Genomic DNA, 16,956 nt, shown 5'->3' on the forward strand with positions numbered 1-16,956 from the left:
CATGCATCACGGATGCCAAGCTTCGCGCGCTCAAACCTAAAGTGGCCGCCTTTCGGGTGGCGGACTCGAACGGCCTCTGCATAGAGGTTCGTCCCACGGCCTCGAAGGCTTGGCGCCACCGCTATCGGTATGCCGGCAAGCCAAGCATTGTGACCATTGGCGAATACCCAGCCATGTCATTGATGCAGGCGCGCGCGGAGCGCGTGCTGACCTCCAGGCCGAAAAGATAGTTCAGGCCGGCGTTGATCTACATGACCCCCAGGCCGAGCGAGGTGGCCAGGCCGAAGATGGTCCCTAGCGCGGCGAACGCATCCACTGCGTGTCCGAGCGGGCCGTGGATGCGATCTCCAATCAGCGGGTAGAGCGCAGATCGCACGCGCAGCGGCAGGTTGTGCCGATACGCGAAGTAGGCCAGGGAAAGTGCGACGACAGCATAGATCGCCCAGGCATGGATGCCCCACTGGAAGAAAGTGATGCGCATCGCCTGGCGCGCCGCCGCCGCCGATTCCGGCACGCCGACCGGCGGAGTGCGTAATGCGTGATGGATTCGGCGACGCCGAAGAACATCAGCCCGATGCCCATGCCTGCAGCGAACAGCATTGCAAACCAAAAGCCATAGTTGCAATCCGGTGGACGGTGGTCCGGCCCAGCTTGATGCGGCCATAACCGCTCACCGCAACCCCGATCACGACTACCAGGAATCCGGCGACAGCCAGGATGGTGAACCAGCCGGCATCGTTGGCGGCCCAGGTCTTGGCCGCAGTGAACCAGCGGGTAGCGACTGCCGGCGCAAGGGCAGCTAGTGCAAGCAGGGCGATCATGATCGTCGCGGTCGGGATGAACACCTGCGGCAGGATGCGCTGGCGGACGGCGGTGACCGACCTCGGCTCTCGACGCTCGACTGACAGAATCCGAACAAATGCGCCCCTACGATTGCAAGCCCACCATTAGATTGCGGTCAGGGCTCCCCTGCCGTGATGCGAATGACCGAAAGTCTCCCCTCAACGCAAAAAGGAAAACACTGTGGCCCTCACGATAGTTACCGGAGCCGGAAGTGGCATGGGCCGAGACATCACGCTGTCGCTGGTCGCAGCTGGCCGGCCCGTCCTGGCGATTGGGAGACGTGAGCATTCCCTGAGGGAGACTGCCTCGCTCAGTGCAGATCCCGCATTGGTGTCGATCGCAACTGGCGACTTGTCGGTCGTCAGCGATGTCGAGTCAGTGGTTGAAACGATTGGCGATCAGGCATTGCATGCGATCGTCGCTACGGCAGGCGGTCAGGGAGAATTCAAGCAGCCAGGCGGTTCGGTCGGGGCCATCGAAGGGGCGTGGTCCGATGCCTTAGGTAAAAACCTGTTCAGTGCCGTGCTGCTGATCGAGGCGGTGCTTCCACGGATGGAAGCGGATGGCCGCATCGTTCTCATCGGCTCAATGGCGGGCCTGGACGGGCAGGGCGGACCTTATGCAACCGCTAAGGCTGCGCTGCACGGCTACACCCGCGACCTTGCACGGCGTGTGGGCAAGCAACGCATCACGGCCAATGCTATCGCTCCAGGCTTTGTCGGTGATACCGAGTTCTTCGAAGCTGGCGGCTTTGGCGACAGCGCCAAAATGGTGGAAGGGATAGCGAAGCAGACATTGGTGGGTCGTGTCGGCAAGCCCGATGACATCACCGCGTGTGTCGAATGGCTGCTCTCGCCGCGTGCCGGATGGATCACTGGGCAAACCATTTCAGTCAACGGTGGCAGTTTGCTTGCGTAAAGGGAAACCTTAGCTCCTACATCGGCGTGAACCACCGTCATAGCCGCTGACTGGAGCTTCAGGCAGCGGTATCTGGAATCAATTTCAATATCTTTTATAAGCTACATAATCGGCTATAAAAGATAGGGTTGTGCCTGGGTAGTTGACTGATTTACTTGTCCTCGATGGACTTCAGAAAATGTGCCATTTGGCGGGCAGGGCGATGCCAACCACGCTACTTCCAGCCGGGCCACCTGCGCGATAACGGTCGGGCAACGGGGCTGCAGGATCTTTTCGGCGCCATGCCGGGAGTTGTTGTTACGGCTGATGCGGTAAGCCCTGCGGGTACACACTGACGCTTCGCAGATTGGATAGCTTTTCACTGTGCGCCACTTCAGCGTCGTCAATGCCGGGCGGGAGCGGGCCGCTCCCGTTACTCCCCCCTCAGCGTCCTGTATCGGAGTCAGTTCACGCCGACTCGTGCGATCAGCTTGCCACTCACCCCACCCCCGAGGTGCTCCAGGGCCTGAGGCACATCAGCGAAGGCCACGACTTGGTCGATGGGCATCGAGATTTTTCCCTCCGAGAAGAACTTACCGAGGACAGTGACGGCATCTTCTTGTTCTTCGGGGGTACGCACGCTGTGCAGTGCACCGGTGACGGAGATGCCTAGCGTTAGGATCTTGAGCGGCTCGATCCTCGGGAAATCTGCCCCGCCTGCAAAACCAACCAGGACGTATCGCCCGCCGATGGCTATTGCCTCGAGCGCCGGTTCCGCCAGTGGATTGCCAACCGTGTCGTACACGATGTCGGCGCCTCTGCCGTTGGTGATCTTGCGTACTTGTTCGCTCAGTGACTCCGTACCGGTCACGATCACGTGGTCAGCTCCTTGTCGGGTGCAGAATGCGGCTTTATCAGCGCTTCTGACGGTCGCAATCACCCTGAGGCCCAGCGCTTTGCCAAGCTGGATTGCTGTCGAACCTGTGCCACCACTTCCGCCCAGCACCAACAGAGTCTCGCCGACGCCTGCGCGAGCGCGATTGACTAGTCCTACATAGGCTACGTGAAACGTGCCGAGAAACGCCGCGGCCTGCTCGTCCGGCATGTCATCGGCTGCAGGTACCGCTCCATCACTCGGCGAGATGCAGTACTCGGCCAATCCGCCCGAACCACTCATGAAATTGGCGCCGCCGATCACACGCGTGCCGACGGGGAAGGGATATCCAGGCCCGGCCACCTCCACGATCCCCACCACTTCCTGGCCTGGCGTCACCGGTGGCTGCGGAGTCAAGAAGTAACGCCCTTCCAGCATCATGCGGTCTGGCAGACCGATGTTCGTCGCCAGTACCTTGAGCAGGGCCTCTCCGGGCCCAGGGCTGGGTATGTCAACGTCAACCAGCTCCAGCACATCGCTGGGTTTTCCGAAGGAGCTCGCCTGCCACGCCTTCATATGCATCTCCAAATTATTAAATGAACAGTGCACGCGCGATTTTGACCACCGTTTCTGCATCGGGGGATGCGCGCTCGCCCACGCGCTCGGCAAACACCTGCGCCGACAGGTCACGGCGCTTGGGCAGGCGGTCCCGCTCTGCAGACGCTAGTGCAGGCCCCATCTCGTCGAAAGTCAGGTCGGTGATGTACACCGGCGAGCCGGGTTGCTGGCGCCAAGAATCGGCGAGACATCCAGCGTAGAAGCCATCAAATCCGGTGTCTTCCACCAAGCGCAAGGCAATTTCCTGATCCTGTGGCCGGTCTGCCGAGACGGGAAGGGCAATGCGCCCCTGCTCACCCTTGCCGCGCCCGTTGATTTCGAAAGACAGCATTCCAATGGAGTTCCACGCCTTGGCGATGGGCCTGCCGAAGTAGTCACGTACCCATTCGCTTTCTGCCTTGTCACCATCAAGTTCAGGATTGACGGGGTCGCGTCCGGGGAAGTAGTTAGAAATATCAATGACCGTTGTCTGCTCGGGCAGGCCCGCTACCAAGTGCCTGATCTTCTCGAAGCCGGGATGGGGCATGGCCAGAATGACCACGTCCACATCCTGGAGCGCTTCTTCTGCTGTTGCGGCATGTGCGCCCGTCTCAAGAATTTCTTCAGCGATGCTGCCAGGGCCGCGGGAGTTTGCGACCTTGACGTCATGCCCCGCTGCGGCGAGTTTCCGGGCTAGGACTCGACCCATGAACCCGGTTCCAAGTATTCCTATCTTCATGGCAATAGAACCTCTTGTTGGCGTTACATCTGTAGTGCGCGACTGATCCTGGTGATCGTGCAGGCGTCTGGATTGACCCCGTGACCGAACCGCTCTGCAAATATCGCGACCGACAAGTCGCGACGTTTGGGAAGCCGGTCGCGCTCGGCCGCAGCGAGTGCAGCACCGATTTCTGGGTAGGTGAGATGGGTGCAATACGCTGGCGAGCCGGGCTGCTGTCGCCAGGAGTGCTCAAGCACGCCTGCGTCGAAGCCATCGAAGCCGGTATCGTTTACCAGTGCCATTGCCACTTGCCGGTCACGGGCACGGTCGGCGGCGACAGGGATGGCGATGCGTCCGGGATGTCCCTGTGGTCGGCCGCACTCGGCAAAAGGCGCCGCAGCGACGGCGTTCCATGCTTTGACAATGGGCCGGCCGAAGAAGTCCTGGACCCACTGGCTCTCGACGGCGCCAGACTCAATCGCAGGATTGACCCGATCCCGTTGGGGGAAGTAGTTCGATGTATCGATCACCGACGTCTGCGCGGGGAGCGGTGTAACGAGGTGTTTCGCCTCGGCAAAGCCGGCGTGTGGCATCGACAGGATCAGAACTTCGACACCGTTCGCAGCTGCCTCGGCGGTGGCCGCCTGCGCTCCAGTTGCCAATGCATGCAGATCAACTGTCTCAGGGCCACGCGAATTAGCAACTTTCACGAAGTGTCCAGCCGCAGCCAGCTTCCGCGCGAGCGTCGTACCGATACTGCCCGCGCCCAGAATTCCTATTTTCATATGGTTCTTCTTATCCTCATTGGCGGCATCCTTAGATGCCGATCATTCCGGCGCTGGGTGGGCCAGTCCTTCGAGGGTTTTGCACAGCGACTGGATCTGCGCCTCCGTCAACTGACAGGCTGCTTTGATCTGACCGTTAACCGCACGGATCTCACGTTCGATCGCTCGGCTGGCGTCAGTAAGGTCGACCAGTACCCGACGTTCGTCGTCCAGGTCACGTGTGCGGGTCACCATGCCAGCGACCTGCAGGCGCTTCAGCAGCGGGGTGAGCGTGCCTGGATCCATTCCAAGGCGGGACCCCAATTCGCCTACAGTCTGTGGGGCACCGTCTAGCAGGTTCAGGATGACCAGGTACTGGGGGAAGGTCAGGCCCAGTGGTTCCAATAGGGGCTTATGCAGCCGCGTAACTCGGCCAGCCGCGCCATAGAGCGCGAACGAGAGCTGCTCACCTACGCTCTGCTGTTTCCGTGCCATAGTTGTCCTGCATTTATTTTGTGCACCATATAACGGTACACGATTTAATGGCAACTTGGCTATTGAGCTCGACGCTCAAAATTGACGTGCCAGCCAACCTCATCAACAACCTCAAGAGGTACAGCCCGCAAATTAGCGTAGCCAAGTGACTGTCAAAAAGCTCACTTGTGCTGCCTCATAATCCTTTGGTTACAGGTTCGAATCCTGGTGGACCACCACTAGAAAGCAGGCACTTGGACGCGCGTCCAAGTGCCATTTTTGTGGCTCGGCAACTACCGGGTGACCTCGTGTCCTTCTTCGCTGATCGCGGAGTCGGCGTCTTCTGGATAAGCGATTACGTGTGTGGTGGTCATCGTACGGCTCCATCGCCGTGCGCGTGCCTGCGCAGCCAAGTGAGGACATCAACTGCCGGGTCCTCATGCATGCAGACATGCAGCCGGCCCAGCACCACGCTGTGCGCATCGCTGCCGGGCAATATGTCATCAAGGCCAGCGGCTTCGCAGGCGATCAGGACCGGCGGCAGACCGGGTTGCGCGTGGGAATGCAGCATGGCCAGCACATAGCCCTGCATCATTTCGAAGCTGAGGGTGACGCCCGTGCAGACGCGGAACTGTTTGCGCGTGCTCATCGCCGCACCTGCGCATGCAAGGCGTCGACTGCAGCGAGCGCTGCTTCGCAGTCTGCAAACGTGAGGGCGTGGACGGCCTTGCCTGTATTTGCGGGGCGTGCCAACCGGCTCAGCCACGCGGTATGGCTGCATTCGAAGGTATTGGCGATCAGGCCGACATGCTGGGCAATCTGACGCGCCACAGACGCGGGTGTTTCTTGGGTGTCGTAGGACATGTGGATTTCCTCAGGTTTTGGAAATCCGTCACCCCGACGCCAATCCGGGTGACGGACGGTACGCGGTTGGCGTGCCGGCCTGAGGACCGGTGGGCCTTGCGACCCCCGCGCACCGCCCGCCATAAAGCTGGCCGGCATGCGCCCGCGACGATGCGAGCGATAAAAAAAGCGCCATGCATCGATCGATGGGCGCTGGTGCGCCTCAGGTTCCGGGACGCCAATCCCGGTCGCCGAATATGCGGCGACGCACGCATCCTCGCCCCAGCTCATGGCGCGTGTCAACGAGAAAGCATTGGAGTTGGCAGAGCTCATTTCGAGAAACTCCGGCACTACGTAGGCGTGCCTGACGCTCTTTCGGGCTGGGCGCTGTAGCCGGTGAGCGAGCACACGCGTTGCAGGTCAAGGCAGGCAACCATGTCGTCCAACCTCTGATGCCAGGCACTGGCCAAAGCGCCCGTCTGCTCGCTGGCGGTTGTCACGCGCACCGCCTGTCTGCTGTCTTGTCCAAGCCACCAAGGTCGTTGAAGGTCCACCACGACGCCCGCCTGGGGCGGGGCTGGTTATTTGACACGGGCGGCCTGTACGGTAATATTCCGTACAAATAGGAGCTTGCAATGACCAACGCTGCTGCCCGTCTCGACCTGCGATTGAACCCTGCCGACAAGGCGAGGATTTCCCGTGCCGCCGATCTGCGTGGCGTGCCACTTTCGGCCTTTGTGCGTGATGCGGTCATGCGCGAGGCGGAGAGCGTCATGGCCGCCGAGTTGACAGTGACGTTGTCGGCGGAGGAATCCAAGCGATTCCTGAAAGCCTTGGACGCACCCTTCCAGCCCAATGCCAAGTTGAGGAAGGCGCTCGCCCGCGTCGCGCAGGGCTAAGTGCGTGCTAATCGTTGAGCAACTCCAGCCAAAGCGGCACGACCGCAACGGTTTCAGCTGCGGGGAGTCGACACTGGATGCGTATCTGCGGCGGCAGGCGGTGCAGCATCACCGCGATGGCATCAGCACGACCCATGTCCTGGTGGATGATGAGGTTGCTGGCAACATTCTGGGCTACTACACCTTGTCAGCGGCCCAGCTCTTGCTGACAGCGTTACAGGAGCAGGATCGCAAGCGCCTGCCCAACTACCCGGTGCCCGCGATCCGGATGGGACGCTTGGCGGTTTCATCAGCAGAGCAGGGTAAAGGGCATGGGGATTACCTGCTGGCACATGCGATCGCTCGTTGCTTGAGTCTGCGGGAGCAGTTGGGCGTGCGAGTGCTGCTGGTGGATGCCTTGCATACGAAGGCAGCCGGGTTCTACAAGAGCTACGGATTCCGTGAGGCTGCAGAGAGTGCGCTGACACTGTATCTGCCGTTGGGGATGTCGTAGTCGGGCCCAACGTCGTTGTTGAGACCCTCGGCCGCTGCAATGCGTGGACGCCGCGATGTGGCAGATCGAAGGTGATGTGCTCGACATTCGTCGGTCTGTCTCAAACCAGCATCGATTGCTGGGCGGCGATACCCGCCGTGGCGCCCTGCCATGATGCGGTGGTGACCGAGGCCATTCCGGGATTGGCGAGGTCGCCTGCGGCGTAGATGCCGGGAATGCTGGTTTCGCGGCGCTCGTCGACCTTGAGCGCGATGCCGGTTGGCGTGTTGACCGTGGCCAGGCCCAGCAATTCGTGCAGGCTTGCCGATGGCGTGGTGCGCGGATGCGCAAACAGGATATCGACCGCAACGTCGGAGCCGGCATCGATGCTGATGGTGGCGCCGTGGTCCCCGAGACGGGCAATCCCGGTCATCCGGCCATCGGCCACAGGCACGTTGCGACTTGCCAGATCGGCCCGTAGCTCGGGTGCAATGGCATGGCCATCGGCAAAGACCGTCAGCCTGTCAGTCCAATCGTGGAACAGCCGGACTTGGTGCATCGACTGCGGGCCGGACCAGACCAGGCCCCAATGTTGCGAGGCGACTTCGAAGCCATCGCAGTAAGGGCAGGGCACGATGGATGTCCCCCAGCTTTCGGCATAGCCCGGCACCGCAGGCATCTGGTCGACAACGCCATAGCTCAGGATCAGGCGACGCGCCTTCAGGCTTTCGTGATCGTCGGTGAGCACGCAGAAATCGTCGATAACGCCTGACACCCGCTCGGCCCGCGCATCGATCAGCCTGATCGTTGGATAGCGCGCAAGTTGCTGCCGGGCCTCGACCAGGATGTCCAGCGGTGGCTTGTGATCGTGGCCGAGCACGCCGTGCGAGTGTCCGGCAAAGCGGTTACGCGGCCGGCCGGTGTCCAGGACAGTGACCTTGCGGCGGGCACGGCCAAGCTGCAGGGCGGCGGCGAGACCTGCAAAGCTGCCGCCGATGATGATGACGTCATCCATAGGAATAGGTTCCGAACTGTCAATGAAGGAGGCCGCCGGCCTGGCGAAACGCCTGGAGCTGGAAACGCGCCAGCCTGCGGGTTGCCATTTTTGGTACTGGTTAGTATCCTAAATACAGAATTAGGATACTGTCAAGGACTCAAATTCGAGTGGCCCAGAACAGCCAAAGCCGGCGCGGCCGGCCAACCAATGCGGCGCTTGGTCAAACGATCATCGACGCTGCCTATGCGCTTTTTGTGGAACTGGGCTTCCAGGCGACCACATTGGACAAGGTCGCCCAGCGGGCGAAGATCTCCAAGCTCAGCATCTACCGGCACTTCGAGAGCAAGGAGGCGCTGTTCAGCGCGGCCATCGCAGACCGGTGCCACCAATTTGCGCCGCAGGTGTTTTCTGAAAGCGTCGACGGCCCGGCTGAAGACCAACTGATGGCCGTTGGATCATCGCTGCTTCGCACCCTGTTGAGCCCGGATGTCCGCAGCGTTGAAGCCATGGTCATGGCCGACAAGACGAACCAGAATTCCTTGAGCAGGCTCCACTACGAGGGCGGCCCCGCGTATGTCATTGCCCAAATCGCGGCGTTGTTACGTCAGTTGCATGAGCGGGCACTGCTGGACGTGCCCGATCCTCTCGGCTCCGCGCGCTTGTTTGCGGCGCTTTTCAAGGGAGCCGACCTGCTGATCATCGCGCGCTTCGATGCGCGGAAAGCAGAAGACAGCCATGAAATCGAGTCCTACTGCCGGTCGGCTGTCGGAATGTTCGTCGCCGCCCATGGTGGCAGGCGCCACGCGCCTGGATAGCGCTGTGCTCTGCAGCCGGCTCAGCGGTCTGCAGGCGTTTGATTTGAGGGTGGCCGGGAAATTGCCGCGCAATTAGCTGCGCCTGGGCGGTCTTGCCGTCGGCAGCGCATGGTCTTGGTGGTCATCGTTGCCAGTGTCACGCGCCACCTGGCATTCGGCGCCCGTTGCCCGGCGTTTGTGCGCGCGCTATTGCAGGTCGATGGCGCGCCGCCGGCAATCACGCATGCTGCCAGCGCAAGGGACGACGCGTCACTCGCGTCCACCTCCATGCGCGCTGCAGCCCCGCGCAGGAGCATGCCGCTGCGCGCTGCGATGTCCCATGGAGGCGAGTTCGCAGGGCGCAGCGGCAGCTGCCGGCGGTGCATCGACGCGGTGGATGCGTCTTGTCAGGTTGCGATCAGGTTGCGGCCGGATAGTCGATGTAACCCTCTGCACCGCCGCCGTAGTAGGTGTCGCGATCCGGAGTGGCGAGCGGGACACCTGTCTGCAGGCGGGCGACGAGGTCCGGGTTTGCAATGAAAGGCTGGCCGAACGCGGCCAGGTCGATCACCCCCTGGTCGATCAACCGAGTGGCCCATTCCAGGGTCAATTTGCCTGCAAGGATCACGGTGCCGCCGTAGCTGCGCTTGAACGCTGCGAGGAACGTTTCGCTCATGTCGGGAGAGCCGTTTGCGTGGTTGTCGTTCAGATGCACATACGCAAGCCCGCGCTTGGCCAGTTCTTCGGCCAGGTACAGGTAGCTGGCCTCGCTCTCCGCGTATGCGGGCATGTCGAATTGGCGATTGTTCGGTGCAAGGCGGATTCCCACCTTGCCCGAGCCGATGCGCGCTGCCACTGCATCCACGGTCTCGAGGATGAGCCGCGCCCTGTTCTGCAGCGAGCCACCGTAGGCGTCGACACGGTCGTTGGTGATCGGGTTGAGGAACTGCTCGAAGAGGTAGCCATTGGCCGCGTGGATCTCGATGCCGTCAAAGCCCGCATCGATCGCGCGTTGGGCCGCCTGTTCGAAATCCCTGACGATGCCTGGCACTTCTTCGGTCTCGAGCGCACGCGCCGGGCTGGGCTCAGCCGTCCCCCGCGTTCCGTCCTCGCGGTAGATGAATGCAAAGCTCTTGGAGCTGGATGCAACCGGGCGCGTGCTCGCGCTCACCGGATCGGCGCCATTGGGCTGTAGCGAGGTATGCGACATGCGGCCCACATGCCACAGCTGGGCGAAGATCTTGCCCTGCCGCGCATGCACTGCATCGGTCACCACCTTCCAGCCGGCAACCTGCTCCTGCGACCAGATGCCGGGCACGTCGATATAGCCCTGGCCTTGCTGCGAGACAGGCGTGCCCTCGCTGACAATCAGGCCTGCGCTCGCGCGTTGGCCGTAATACGTCGCCGTCAATGCGTTCGCAACGTACTCCGGATTGCGGGCGCGGGTCATCGGTGCCATCACGATGCGGTTGCTCAGCCGGGTGTCGCCGAGATCGAAGGGTTGGAAAATCGTTGATGTCATGGGGGGAGGGTATTTGGTGGGGAGGGCTAAAGAAGGTAAGGTTGACTTCGATGCACATAAAGGTGCCAGGAGTCCCGCCATTGGGGACATCAATTCCCCAACGGAGGTCGGATGATTCCTGTCGAGACACTCAATGGGCTGGTCACCTTCGTCACCGCGGCCCGTTCCAGCACGTTCACCGAGGCGGCCGCGTCGCTGGGGATCTCGCGATCGGCGGTGGGCAAGGCGATCGCCCGCCTGGAGGCGCGGCTGCGCGTGCGCCTGTTCCATCGCACCACGCGCCGCATCGCGCTCACCGCCGACGGCGAATCCTATTTCGCCGCATGCGCTGCTGCGTTGGAAGAGATCGCCAGTGCAGAAGCCGGCCTGGCCTCGCAGTCGTCATTGCCCACCGGCCGGCTGCGGGTGGACATGCCGTCGTCTTTCGGCCGCCACGTCATGTTGCCGATCCTGCTCCGCATCGGCGCAGCGCATCCCGACCTCCATTACACGCTCTCCTTCAACGATCATCTGATCGACCCGGCCCAGGAAGGCATCGACCTGACGATCCGGTTTGGCGGACTCGAAAGTTCGGGTGGCCTGGTGGCACGCAAGCTGGGACGCCAGCGCCTGGTGTTATGCGCATCGCCCGCGTATCTCGCCGCGCACGGCACTCCTCGCACGATCAAGGACCTGCAGGCGCATCGCAGCGTCGTGGGCTTCCGCAATGGCCAGCCTGTCGGCTGGCGGTTTGGCGGCAAGGTGGCCGACCGCGATTTCGTGCCTGAAGGAACGCACCAGTTGAATGACGGGGACGCTGTCATCGACGCTGCGATCGGAGGTCTGGGCATCTGCCAGATGCCGATCTCGCTGGTGCGCCCGCACATCCAGTCGGGCAGCTTGCGTCTCGTCCTGGAAGAGTGCACGGGCTATTGCATCGAAATCTACGCGCTCTGGCCGCGCACGCGGCACTTGCGCCCGAAGGTGCGCTACGTGGTGGACGAGTTGGTGCGGCTTGCTGCGATCGGCACCTTCGACTGAGAAATTCAGCGCAATGCGCGCTGCCGTCTTAGCCGGCCTGCGCGTCCCAGAACCCCATGAGCTGGGTGATGGCCGCATCCATCGCCTTGAAGCTCATGCCATCCCGGGCGAGTGTGGAGAGCCCGAGCAGGAAGCTGTCGAACACGCAGGTCAGTGCGGCAGCGTCGGCGGCCGGCCCGAGGTCTCCGCTGGCGATGGCGCGGTCCACGCAGGCGCGGATGCCGGCGCGGGTGCGGGCGCGCGAGCGCGTCAGCGGTGTGCACAGTGCCGAGAACTCCGGCGACGGCGCGCTCATCACTCCCAGCGTGACCATGCAGCCTTTCGGGTGGCCGCGCTCGCACTGCATCTTGGCCGAGCGGCGCAGCGCGAGTTCCACCGCCTGTTTCGGGCCGAGCGTGGTGTCCCACAAGCAGTGGGTCACCTTTGCGTAGGTCGCCAGGTAGCGGTCCATGCATTCCCTGAAGAGCGCTTCCTTCGAGCCGAACGCGGCATAGAAGCTGGGCGCGGTGATGCCTCCGCCAATCGCGGCCTTGAGCTGGCTCAGCGAGGTGGATTCGTAGCCCTGTTCCCAGAACAGGTGAAGCGCCTGCTCGACCGCGGCGTCGCGGTCAAAGCTGCGCGGCCTTCCCATTTGCGCCATGACGCCCTCCGATCTCTACATCAAGACTAGTCGATACAGATATCGTTGACAACGCGGTCGCCGCGCGGATATATATATATCGAACGATACAGATCATGGCGTGGTGCTGCCGGCCGGCAGCTCCCAAGACGACGACCTGTTTTTTTTGGTCTAGATATGTATCGATCAATATAGATATAGCGAGCCGTGCAGAAATCTCCCTCCCCAACGAAGGACAGCGTGTGACCTCTCCAACTGCATCCACCGCCGGTGCGATCCCGCCGCCATTACCAATCGCCGCCCTGTTGGCACTGGCCATGACCGGTTTCATCTGCATCGTGACCGAAACCCTGCCGGCAGGGCTGTTGCCGCAACTGTCCGCGGGCCTTGGCATCAGCCCGGCACTGGCCGGGCAGACGGTGACCGCGTACGCGCTGGGTTCGGTGATGGCTGCCATCCCGCTGACCATTGCGACCCAGCAGTGGCGGCGGCGTAACGTGCTGCTGCTCACCATCGTCGGCTTCCTGTTGTTCAACTCGGTCACCGCACTGTCGAGCAACTACAGCCTGACCCTGGCGGCGCGCTTCTTTGCCGGCGCAGCGGCAGGCCTGGCGTGGAGCCTGCTTGCCGGTTATGCGCGGCGCATGGTGCAGCCGGACCAGCAGGGCAGGGCCATGGCGATTGCGATGGTGGGCACGCCGGTTGCGCTGTCCCTCGGCGTGCCGCTGGGCACCTGGATGGGTGGCCTGCTGGGCTGGCGGAGCGCGTTCGCCGCCATGTCCGGATTGACGCTGATCCTGATCGTGTGGGTGCTGCTGAAGGTGCCCGATTACCCGGGCCAGTCGGCAGCGCAGCGGGTGCCGCTGCGCAAGGTGCTTGGCACGCCGGGCGTGCGTCCCGTGCTCGCCACGGTGATGGCGTGGATGCTGGCCCACAACATCCTGTACACCTATGTGGCGCCGTTCGCCGCACACGCCGGGCTGGGACATCGCGTGGACGTGTTGCTGCTGATCTTCGGCGTTGCGGCACTGGCTGGCATCGGCGTGGCGGCAAGGCTGGTGGAGCAGCATCTGCGTGGCACGGTGTTGGTGTCGTTGGCAACGTTCCTCGCGATCTCGGTGGTGCTGGCATTCCTGCAGGACGTGCAACCTGTGGTCTACGTATGTGTGGCGGTGTGGGGCCTAACCTTCGGCGGTGCGGCGACCCTGCTGCAGACGGCACTTGCCGACAGCGCAGGCGAAGGCGCCGATGTGGCGCTATCGCTCAATGTGGTGGCGTGGAACAGCGTCATCGCCGGCGGTGGCGTGGTGGGCGGCGTGCTGCTGGACCACTGGGGCGCGCAGACCTTCCCGGTTGCCATGGCCTTGCTGCTGGCCATCGGATGGTTGATTGCATGGCGTGCCAGACGCCATGGGTTTGCCGCGGGCGCACGCTCGCCGGTTGCCGGCCACTAGCGCGCCGTTCCCGGTTTCCTTCCCGGCTGCGTTCGCTTGGCATACCCCGAGCGCAGCCGAGGGCATGTACCGGCGTTTGTGCGCGGATATACGTTTCATATACGATTCGTATATTCCTGACATTGGAGCTTGCATGGGCATCGTCAATATCGATGACGAACTGCACGATCAGCTACGTCGCGCGTGCACGGTGACCAGCCGGTCGATCAATGCGCAGGCCACGTTCTGGATCAAGGTCGGCATGCTGTGCGAGATGCATCCGGAGTTGTCGTTTCAGCAGATCGTGGCGCAGCAGCTGCGTGCGGCGGGCGTGCGGCCGCCATCCTTGAAACCGGCGCGGGCATGATCAAGCAGCCGGCGGAGATTGCGCTGCTGGCCACCGCCGGGGCGTTGCTGGCGCAGGTGTTCCATGCGCTGGATCGGCTGCCGCTGGCAGGCCGCAGCACGCTGGAACTCAACGACTTCGTCGAGCGGATGATTGTCGATGAGCTGGACGCGCGGCCGGCCAGCAAGGGTCAGTACGACTTTCCCTTCGTGCTCAATGCCTCGATCGACGATGTGGTGTGCCACGGCGTGCCATCGGCTGCGGACGTGCTGCGCAACGGGCAGATCGTCAATCTGGATATCACGCTGGAAAAGAACGGCTATATCGCCGACTCCAGCACGACGTACCTGGTGGGCGAGGTGGCGTATCCGGCGCGGCGGTTGGTGCGGGCTGCCTATCAGGCGATGTGGAAGGGGATTGCCGCGGTACGTCCGGGCGCGCGGCTGGGCGACATCGGTCATGCGATCGCGCGGCATGCGCGCGAGCAGGGCTATGGCGTGGTGAAGGAATATTGCGGGCATGGCATCGGCCGGCAGATGCATGAGGAGCCGCAGATCCTGCATTACGGGCATGCCGGCACCGGGATGCCGCTGCAGGAAGGCATGGTGTTCACCATCGAGCCGATGCTCAACCAGGGCAGGGCGGCGATCCGCGCCGAGCCGGATCGCTGGCCGGTACGTACGCGTGACGGCACGTTGTCGGCGCAGTTCGAGCACACCGTGGCGGTGACGCGTACCGGCGTGCGTGTGCTCACATTACGGCCAGGCGAAAAGCCGCTGTGTGCGCTGGGGTGAGCGCGCCGTCCCCCGGCGCGTGGCCGGCGCCCGCTGCGCCGCCGTGTTCGTTGCGTGCCCTGCCGCGGCCAGACTGCGGCAGGTCAGCCAGGTTGCTGCACACTAGGCCGCATCGCTGACGTCTCCCCGCGCGCCGGCACCCTGATCCGGCGGAGCGCTGGTCTTCCATGCAGCCACTTCCTCACAACCCCACGCATGTCGTGCACCCGGCAGTCGCACCCTGGCGCCGGCCGCTGGAGTGGTTGCGCCGGCAGTTGCGCGCCAACGATCTGTGGTTCATCGGGCTGGCAGCCGTGGTGGGGCTGATCGCGGCGGCACTGATGGTGGTGCAGGCCGGTATTGCGCACGCGCTGCAGGCCTGGCTGTACACGCTCGCGCCGGGCGAGCGGCTCAGCACCGCCGAAGCGATCACCACCACCCAGTTGCTGGTGTTGCCATTGGGCGGCCTGCTGGTGGGCCTGATGGCCTTGCTGGCGCGGCGGCGCAAGCGGCCGCTGGTGGATGCGGTGGAAGCCAATGCCCTGCACGGCGGGCGCATGTCGATGCGCGACAACCTGATCGTTGCGGTGCAGACGCTGCTGTCCAACGGCGTTGGTGCATCGGTGGGGCTGGAGGCGACCTATACGCAGATGGGCGCGGGCGCCGGTTCGCAGCTGGGCCGTGTGTTGCGGGTCCGCCGGGCCGACATGCGCACGCTGGTCGGTGCCGGTGCGGCCGGCGCGATCGCCGGTGCGTTCGGGGCGCCGCTGGCCGGTGCGTTCTACGCGTTCGAGATCGTGATCGGCGCCTACACGCCCTCGGCGCTTGCGCCGGTGGCCGCAGCGGCATTGGCCGGCGCGTTCATGGCCAATGCGCTCGGTGCCGCACCGTATTCGCTGCCGGCGGCGGTCGCCTATCAATTGCAGCCGCGCGACTATGCGATCTATATCGCGCTGGGGCTGACCTGCGCGTTGATCGGCATCGCGGTGATGCGGCTGGTGGCCGGTATCGAACGCGCCGTAGGGCGGATCGCGCTGCCGATCTGGGGCCGCCCGGTGGTGGGCGGATTGCTGCTGATTCCGCTGGCGATGTATTCGCCGCAGGTGCTGTCGTCGGGGCATGGCGCCCTGCACCTGGACCTGACCAGCAGCAGCACGCTGCAGGTACTGGCCGGTGTGCTGGTGCTCAAATGCATCGCGTCGGGCATCTCGCTGGGTTTCGGCTTCCGTGGCGGCCTGTTCTTCGCTTCGCTGTTCATGGGCTCGCTGGTGGGCAGCCTGTTTGCGGTGTTCCTGAACCTGCTGGTCGGCGCCGCGGCGGTGGACATCACCAGCGCCTCGTTGGTGGGCATGGCCGCGTTGGCGGCAGCCATTGTCGGTGCGCCGATGACGATGGCCATGCTGATCCTGGAAGGCACGCACGACTTTGTGCTGGCGAGCGCGGTGATGGTGGCGGTGCTGGTGGCCAATACGGTGGTGCGCCAGGTGTTTGGCTATTCGTTCTCCACCTGGCGCCTGCATCTACGTGGCGAAAACATCCGCAGCGCACGCGACGTGGGCTGGGTGCGCAATCTGTCGGCCGGCAAGATGATGCGCAAGGACGCCAACCACACGGCGCACGACACCACGGTGAGCGAGTTTCGCCGGCGGTTTCCGTTGGGGTCCACGCAACGCGTGGTGCTGGAAGACGCCGCCGGCCATTACGCCGGTGTGGTGCCGCTGGCGGTGCTGTATGCGGACAACGTGCAGGCCGATGCACCGGTGAGCGACTACGCCAGCCACCGCGACGCGGCATTGCTGGCAGACACCGACATCGTGGCGGTGATGAAGGTCTTCGATGCCACGCAGGCCGATGAGCTGGCGGTGATCGATGCCCAACGCAAGGTGCTGGGCGTGTTGTCGGAAAGCTTCGTGCGCAAGCGCTATGCCGAGGAACTGGAAAAGCGCGAGCGCGAACTGATGGGCGAGCGTGTGCTCGGCGATGACTGAGCCACGTGCTGCCGGCAGTGGCTGAAGCGACAAGGCGCGTGCTGGTCCGGCACATCCACCGAATGTAGACGGCGTCTCCG

The 16,956-nt window shown here is 63.4% G+C and carries 19 protein-coding genes and 2 pseudogenes; 10 read left to right on the forward strand and 11 right to left on the reverse strand.

All coding sequences use genetic code 11. The annotated features are described in order from the left end of the window. Nucleotides 1–5 precede the first annotated feature (5 nt). Nucleotides 6–230 carry an Arm DNA-binding domain-containing protein gene (locus tag EO141_RS06285; RefSeq protein WP_127168863.1) on the forward strand — a complete coding sequence of 75 codons (225 nt, stop codon included), beginning with the start codon at nt 6–8 and terminating at the stop codon, nt 228–230. A gap of 17 nt (nt 231–247) precedes the next feature. Here the strand turns inward: EO141_RS06285 and EO141_RS21830 are convergent, their stop codons facing one another. Together EO141_RS21830 and EO141_RS21835 are read right to left on the reverse strand one after the other, a co-directional pair. After that, complete coding sequence (locus tag EO141_RS21830; RefSeq protein ID WP_206514782.1) at nt 248–514, reverse strand: BCCT family transporter; 267 nt, start codon at nt 512–514, stop codon at nt 248–250. 184 nt (nt 515–698) lie between these two features. Beyond that, nucleotides 699–821: pseudogene (locus tag EO141_RS21835) on the reverse strand (hypothetical protein); the annotation flags it as partial. A gap of 202 nt (nt 822–1,023) precedes the next feature. Here EO141_RS21835 and EO141_RS06295 point away from each other — a divergent pair. Then, the gene (locus EO141_RS06295) at nt 1,024–1,761 is read left to right on the forward strand and encodes an SDR family oxidoreductase (RefSeq protein WP_256359911.1); all 738 of its coding nucleotides are present in this window, start codon (nt 1,024–1,026) and stop codon (nt 1,759–1,761) included. 442 nt (nt 1,762–2,203) lie between these two features. Here the strand turns inward: EO141_RS06295 and EO141_RS06300 are convergent, their stop codons facing one another. The 6 genes and pseudogenes from EO141_RS06300 to EO141_RS06325 form a co-directional block, all read right to left on the reverse strand. Continuing rightward, the gene (locus EO141_RS06300; RefSeq protein ID WP_127168764.1) at nt 2,204–3,190 is read right to left on the reverse strand and encodes an NADPH:quinone oxidoreductase family protein; all 987 of its coding nucleotides are present in this window, start codon (nt 3,188–3,190) and stop codon (nt 2,204–2,206) included. Between the two features lie 16 nt (nt 3,191–3,206). Beyond that, complete coding sequence (locus EO141_RS06305; RefSeq protein ID WP_241235986.1) at nt 3,207–4,052, reverse strand: NAD(P)-binding domain-containing protein; 846 nt, start codon at nt 4,050–4,052, stop codon at nt 3,207–3,209. Beyond that, nucleotides 3,974–4,723: pseudogene (locus tag EO141_RS06310) on the reverse strand (NAD(P)-binding domain-containing protein); the annotation flags it as partial. The pseudogene EO141_RS06310 and the gene EO141_RS06305, both read right to left, overlap by 79 nt. A gap of 36 nt (nt 4,724–4,759) precedes the next feature. Beyond that, a complete protein-coding gene (locus EO141_RS06315; protein ID WP_104583151.1) occupies nt 4,760–5,191 on the reverse strand; it encodes a MarR family transcriptional regulator in 432 nt (143 codons plus the stop codon). Between the two features lie 349 nt (nt 5,192–5,540). Beyond that, entirely contained in the window at nt 5,541–5,819 is a 279-nt protein-coding gene (locus EO141_RS06320; RefSeq protein ID WP_127168766.1) for a hypothetical protein, read from the reverse strand. Continuing rightward, a complete protein-coding gene (locus EO141_RS06325) occupies nt 5,816–6,034 on the reverse strand; it encodes a hypothetical protein (RefSeq protein WP_127168864.1) in 219 nt (72 codons plus the stop codon). Before EO141_RS06325 ends, EO141_RS06320 begins: the two co-directional genes overlap by 4 nt. Nucleotides 6,035–6,648: 614 nt before the next feature. On the opposite strand from EO141_RS06325, the gene EO141_RS06330 reads away from it, so the two are divergent. Both EO141_RS06330 and EO141_RS06335 read left to right on the forward strand, forming a co-directional pair. After that, the gene (locus EO141_RS06330; protein ID WP_104583154.1) at nt 6,649–6,912 is read left to right on the forward strand and encodes a DUF1778 domain-containing protein; all 264 of its coding nucleotides are present in this window, start codon (nt 6,649–6,651) and stop codon (nt 6,910–6,912) included. Between the two features lie 4 nt (nt 6,913–6,916). After that, nucleotides 6,917–7,405, forward strand: a complete 489-nt coding sequence (locus EO141_RS06335) for a GNAT family N-acetyltransferase (protein WP_127168767.1) — start codon at nt 6,917–6,919, stop codon at nt 7,403–7,405. Between the two features lie 100 nt (nt 7,406–7,505). Here the strand turns inward: EO141_RS06335 and EO141_RS06340 are convergent, their stop codons facing one another. After that, complete coding sequence (locus tag EO141_RS06340; protein WP_127168768.1) at nt 7,506–8,399, reverse strand: NAD(P)/FAD-dependent oxidoreductase; 894 nt, start codon at nt 8,397–8,399, stop codon at nt 7,506–7,508. A gap of 149 nt (nt 8,400–8,548) precedes the next feature. On the opposite strand from EO141_RS06340, the gene EO141_RS06345 reads away from it, so the two are divergent. Beyond that, nucleotides 8,549–9,196 (forward strand): TetR/AcrR family transcriptional regulator, encoded by a 648-nt coding sequence (locus EO141_RS06345; RefSeq protein WP_127168769.1) that lies wholly within the window; start codon nt 8,549–8,551, stop codon nt 9,194–9,196. A gap of 397 nt (nt 9,197–9,593) precedes the next feature. Here EO141_RS06345 and EO141_RS06350 read toward each other — a convergent pair whose 3' ends face one another. Then, entirely contained in the window at nt 9,594–10,697 is a 1,104-nt protein-coding gene (locus EO141_RS06350; RefSeq protein ID WP_126946523.1) for an alkene reductase, read from the reverse strand. Nucleotides 10,698–10,808: 111 nt separating this feature from the next. On the opposite strand from EO141_RS06350, the gene EO141_RS06355 reads away from it, so the two are divergent. Next, nucleotides 10,809–11,717: a LysR family transcriptional regulator gene (locus EO141_RS06355; protein WP_104583159.1), complete on the forward strand. Its 909-nt coding sequence runs from the start codon at nt 10,809–10,811 to the stop codon at nt 11,715–11,717. A 28-nt stretch (nt 11,718–11,745) separates the two neighbouring features. Here the strand turns inward: EO141_RS06355 and EO141_RS06360 are convergent, their stop codons facing one another. Then, entirely contained in the window at nt 11,746–12,357 is a 612-nt protein-coding gene (locus tag EO141_RS06360; RefSeq protein WP_127168770.1) for a TetR/AcrR family transcriptional regulator, read from the reverse strand. Between the two features lie 221 nt (nt 12,358–12,578). Between EO141_RS06360 and EO141_RS06365 the strand changes: the two genes are divergently transcribed. The 4 genes from EO141_RS06365 to EO141_RS06380 all read left to right on the forward strand — a co-directional run bounded on the left by EO141_RS06365 (nt 12,579) and on the right by EO141_RS06380 (nt 16,876). After that, nucleotides 12,579–13,790 (forward strand): MFS transporter, encoded by a 1,212-nt coding sequence (locus tag EO141_RS06365; RefSeq protein WP_127168771.1) that lies wholly within the window; start codon nt 12,579–12,581, stop codon nt 13,788–13,790. A 133-nt stretch (nt 13,791–13,923) separates the two neighbouring features. Next, nucleotides 13,924–14,136 (forward strand): ParD-like family protein, encoded by a 213-nt coding sequence (locus EO141_RS06370; RefSeq protein ID WP_104583161.1) that lies wholly within the window; start codon nt 13,924–13,926, stop codon nt 14,134–14,136. Then, nucleotides 14,133–14,909, forward strand: coding sequence for a type I methionyl aminopeptidase (gene map, locus EO141_RS06375; protein ID WP_127168772.1), 777 nt, complete (start codon nt 14,133–14,135; stop codon nt 14,907–14,909). The genes EO141_RS06370 and map overlap by 4 nt, the downstream gene beginning before the upstream one ends. Before the next feature lie 167 nt (nt 14,910–15,076). Continuing rightward, the gene (locus tag EO141_RS06380) at nt 15,077–16,876 is read left to right on the forward strand and encodes a chloride channel protein (protein WP_127168773.1); all 1,800 of its coding nucleotides are present in this window, start codon (nt 15,077–15,079) and stop codon (nt 16,874–16,876) included. Nucleotides 16,877–16,956 lie beyond the last annotated feature (80 nt).

Origin of the sequence: Xanthomonas sp. BRIP62415, from assembly GCF_003993515.1 — a bacterium.
In the GTDB taxonomy this organism is placed as follows: Bacteria; Pseudomonadota; Gammaproteobacteria; order Xanthomonadales; family Xanthomonadaceae; genus Xanthomonas; species Xanthomonas euroxanthea.

Coding starts and splice junctions, on each gene's coding strand:
- EO141_RS06340 (WP_127168768.1), bottom strand. CDS start 8,399: ATGGATGACGTCATCATCATCGGCGGCAGCTTTGCAGGTCTCGCCGCC.
- EO141_RS06325 (WP_127168864.1), bottom strand. CDS start 6,034: ATGTCCTACGACACCCAAGAAACACCCGCGTCTGTGGCGCGTCAGATT.
- EO141_RS06350 (WP_126946523.1), bottom strand. CDS start 10,697: ATGACATCAACGATTTTCCAACCCTTCGATCTCGGCGACACCCGGCTG.
- EO141_RS06360 (WP_127168770.1), bottom strand. CDS start 12,357: ATGGCGCAAATGGGAAGGCCGCGCAGCTTTGACCGCGACGCCGCGGTC.
- EO141_RS06355 (WP_104583159.1), top strand. CDS start 10,809: ATGATTCCTGTCGAGACACTCAATGGGCTGGTCACCTTCGTCACCGCG.
- map (WP_127168772.1), top strand. CDS start 14,133: ATGATCAAGCAGCCGGCGGAGATTGCGCTGCTGGCCACCGCCGGGGCG.
- EO141_RS06330 (WP_104583154.1), top strand. CDS start 6,649: ATGACCAACGCTGCTGCCCGTCTCGACCTGCGATTGAACCCTGCCGAC.
- EO141_RS06380 (WP_127168773.1), top strand. CDS start 15,077: ATGCAGCCACTTCCTCACAACCCCACGCATGTCGTGCACCCGGCAGTC.
- EO141_RS06370 (WP_104583161.1), top strand. CDS start 13,924: ATGGGCATCGTCAATATCGATGACGAACTGCACGATCAGCTACGTCGC.
- EO141_RS06320 (WP_127168766.1), bottom strand. CDS start 5,819: ATGAGCACGCGCAAACAGTTCCGCGTCTGCACGGGCGTCACCCTCAGC.
- EO141_RS06300 (WP_127168764.1), bottom strand. CDS start 3,190: ATGAAGGCGTGGCAGGCGAGCTCCTTCGGAAAACCCAGCGATGTGCTG.
- EO141_RS06315 (WP_104583151.1), bottom strand. CDS start 5,191: ATGGCACGGAAACAGCAGAGCGTAGGTGAGCAGCTCTCGTTCGCGCTC.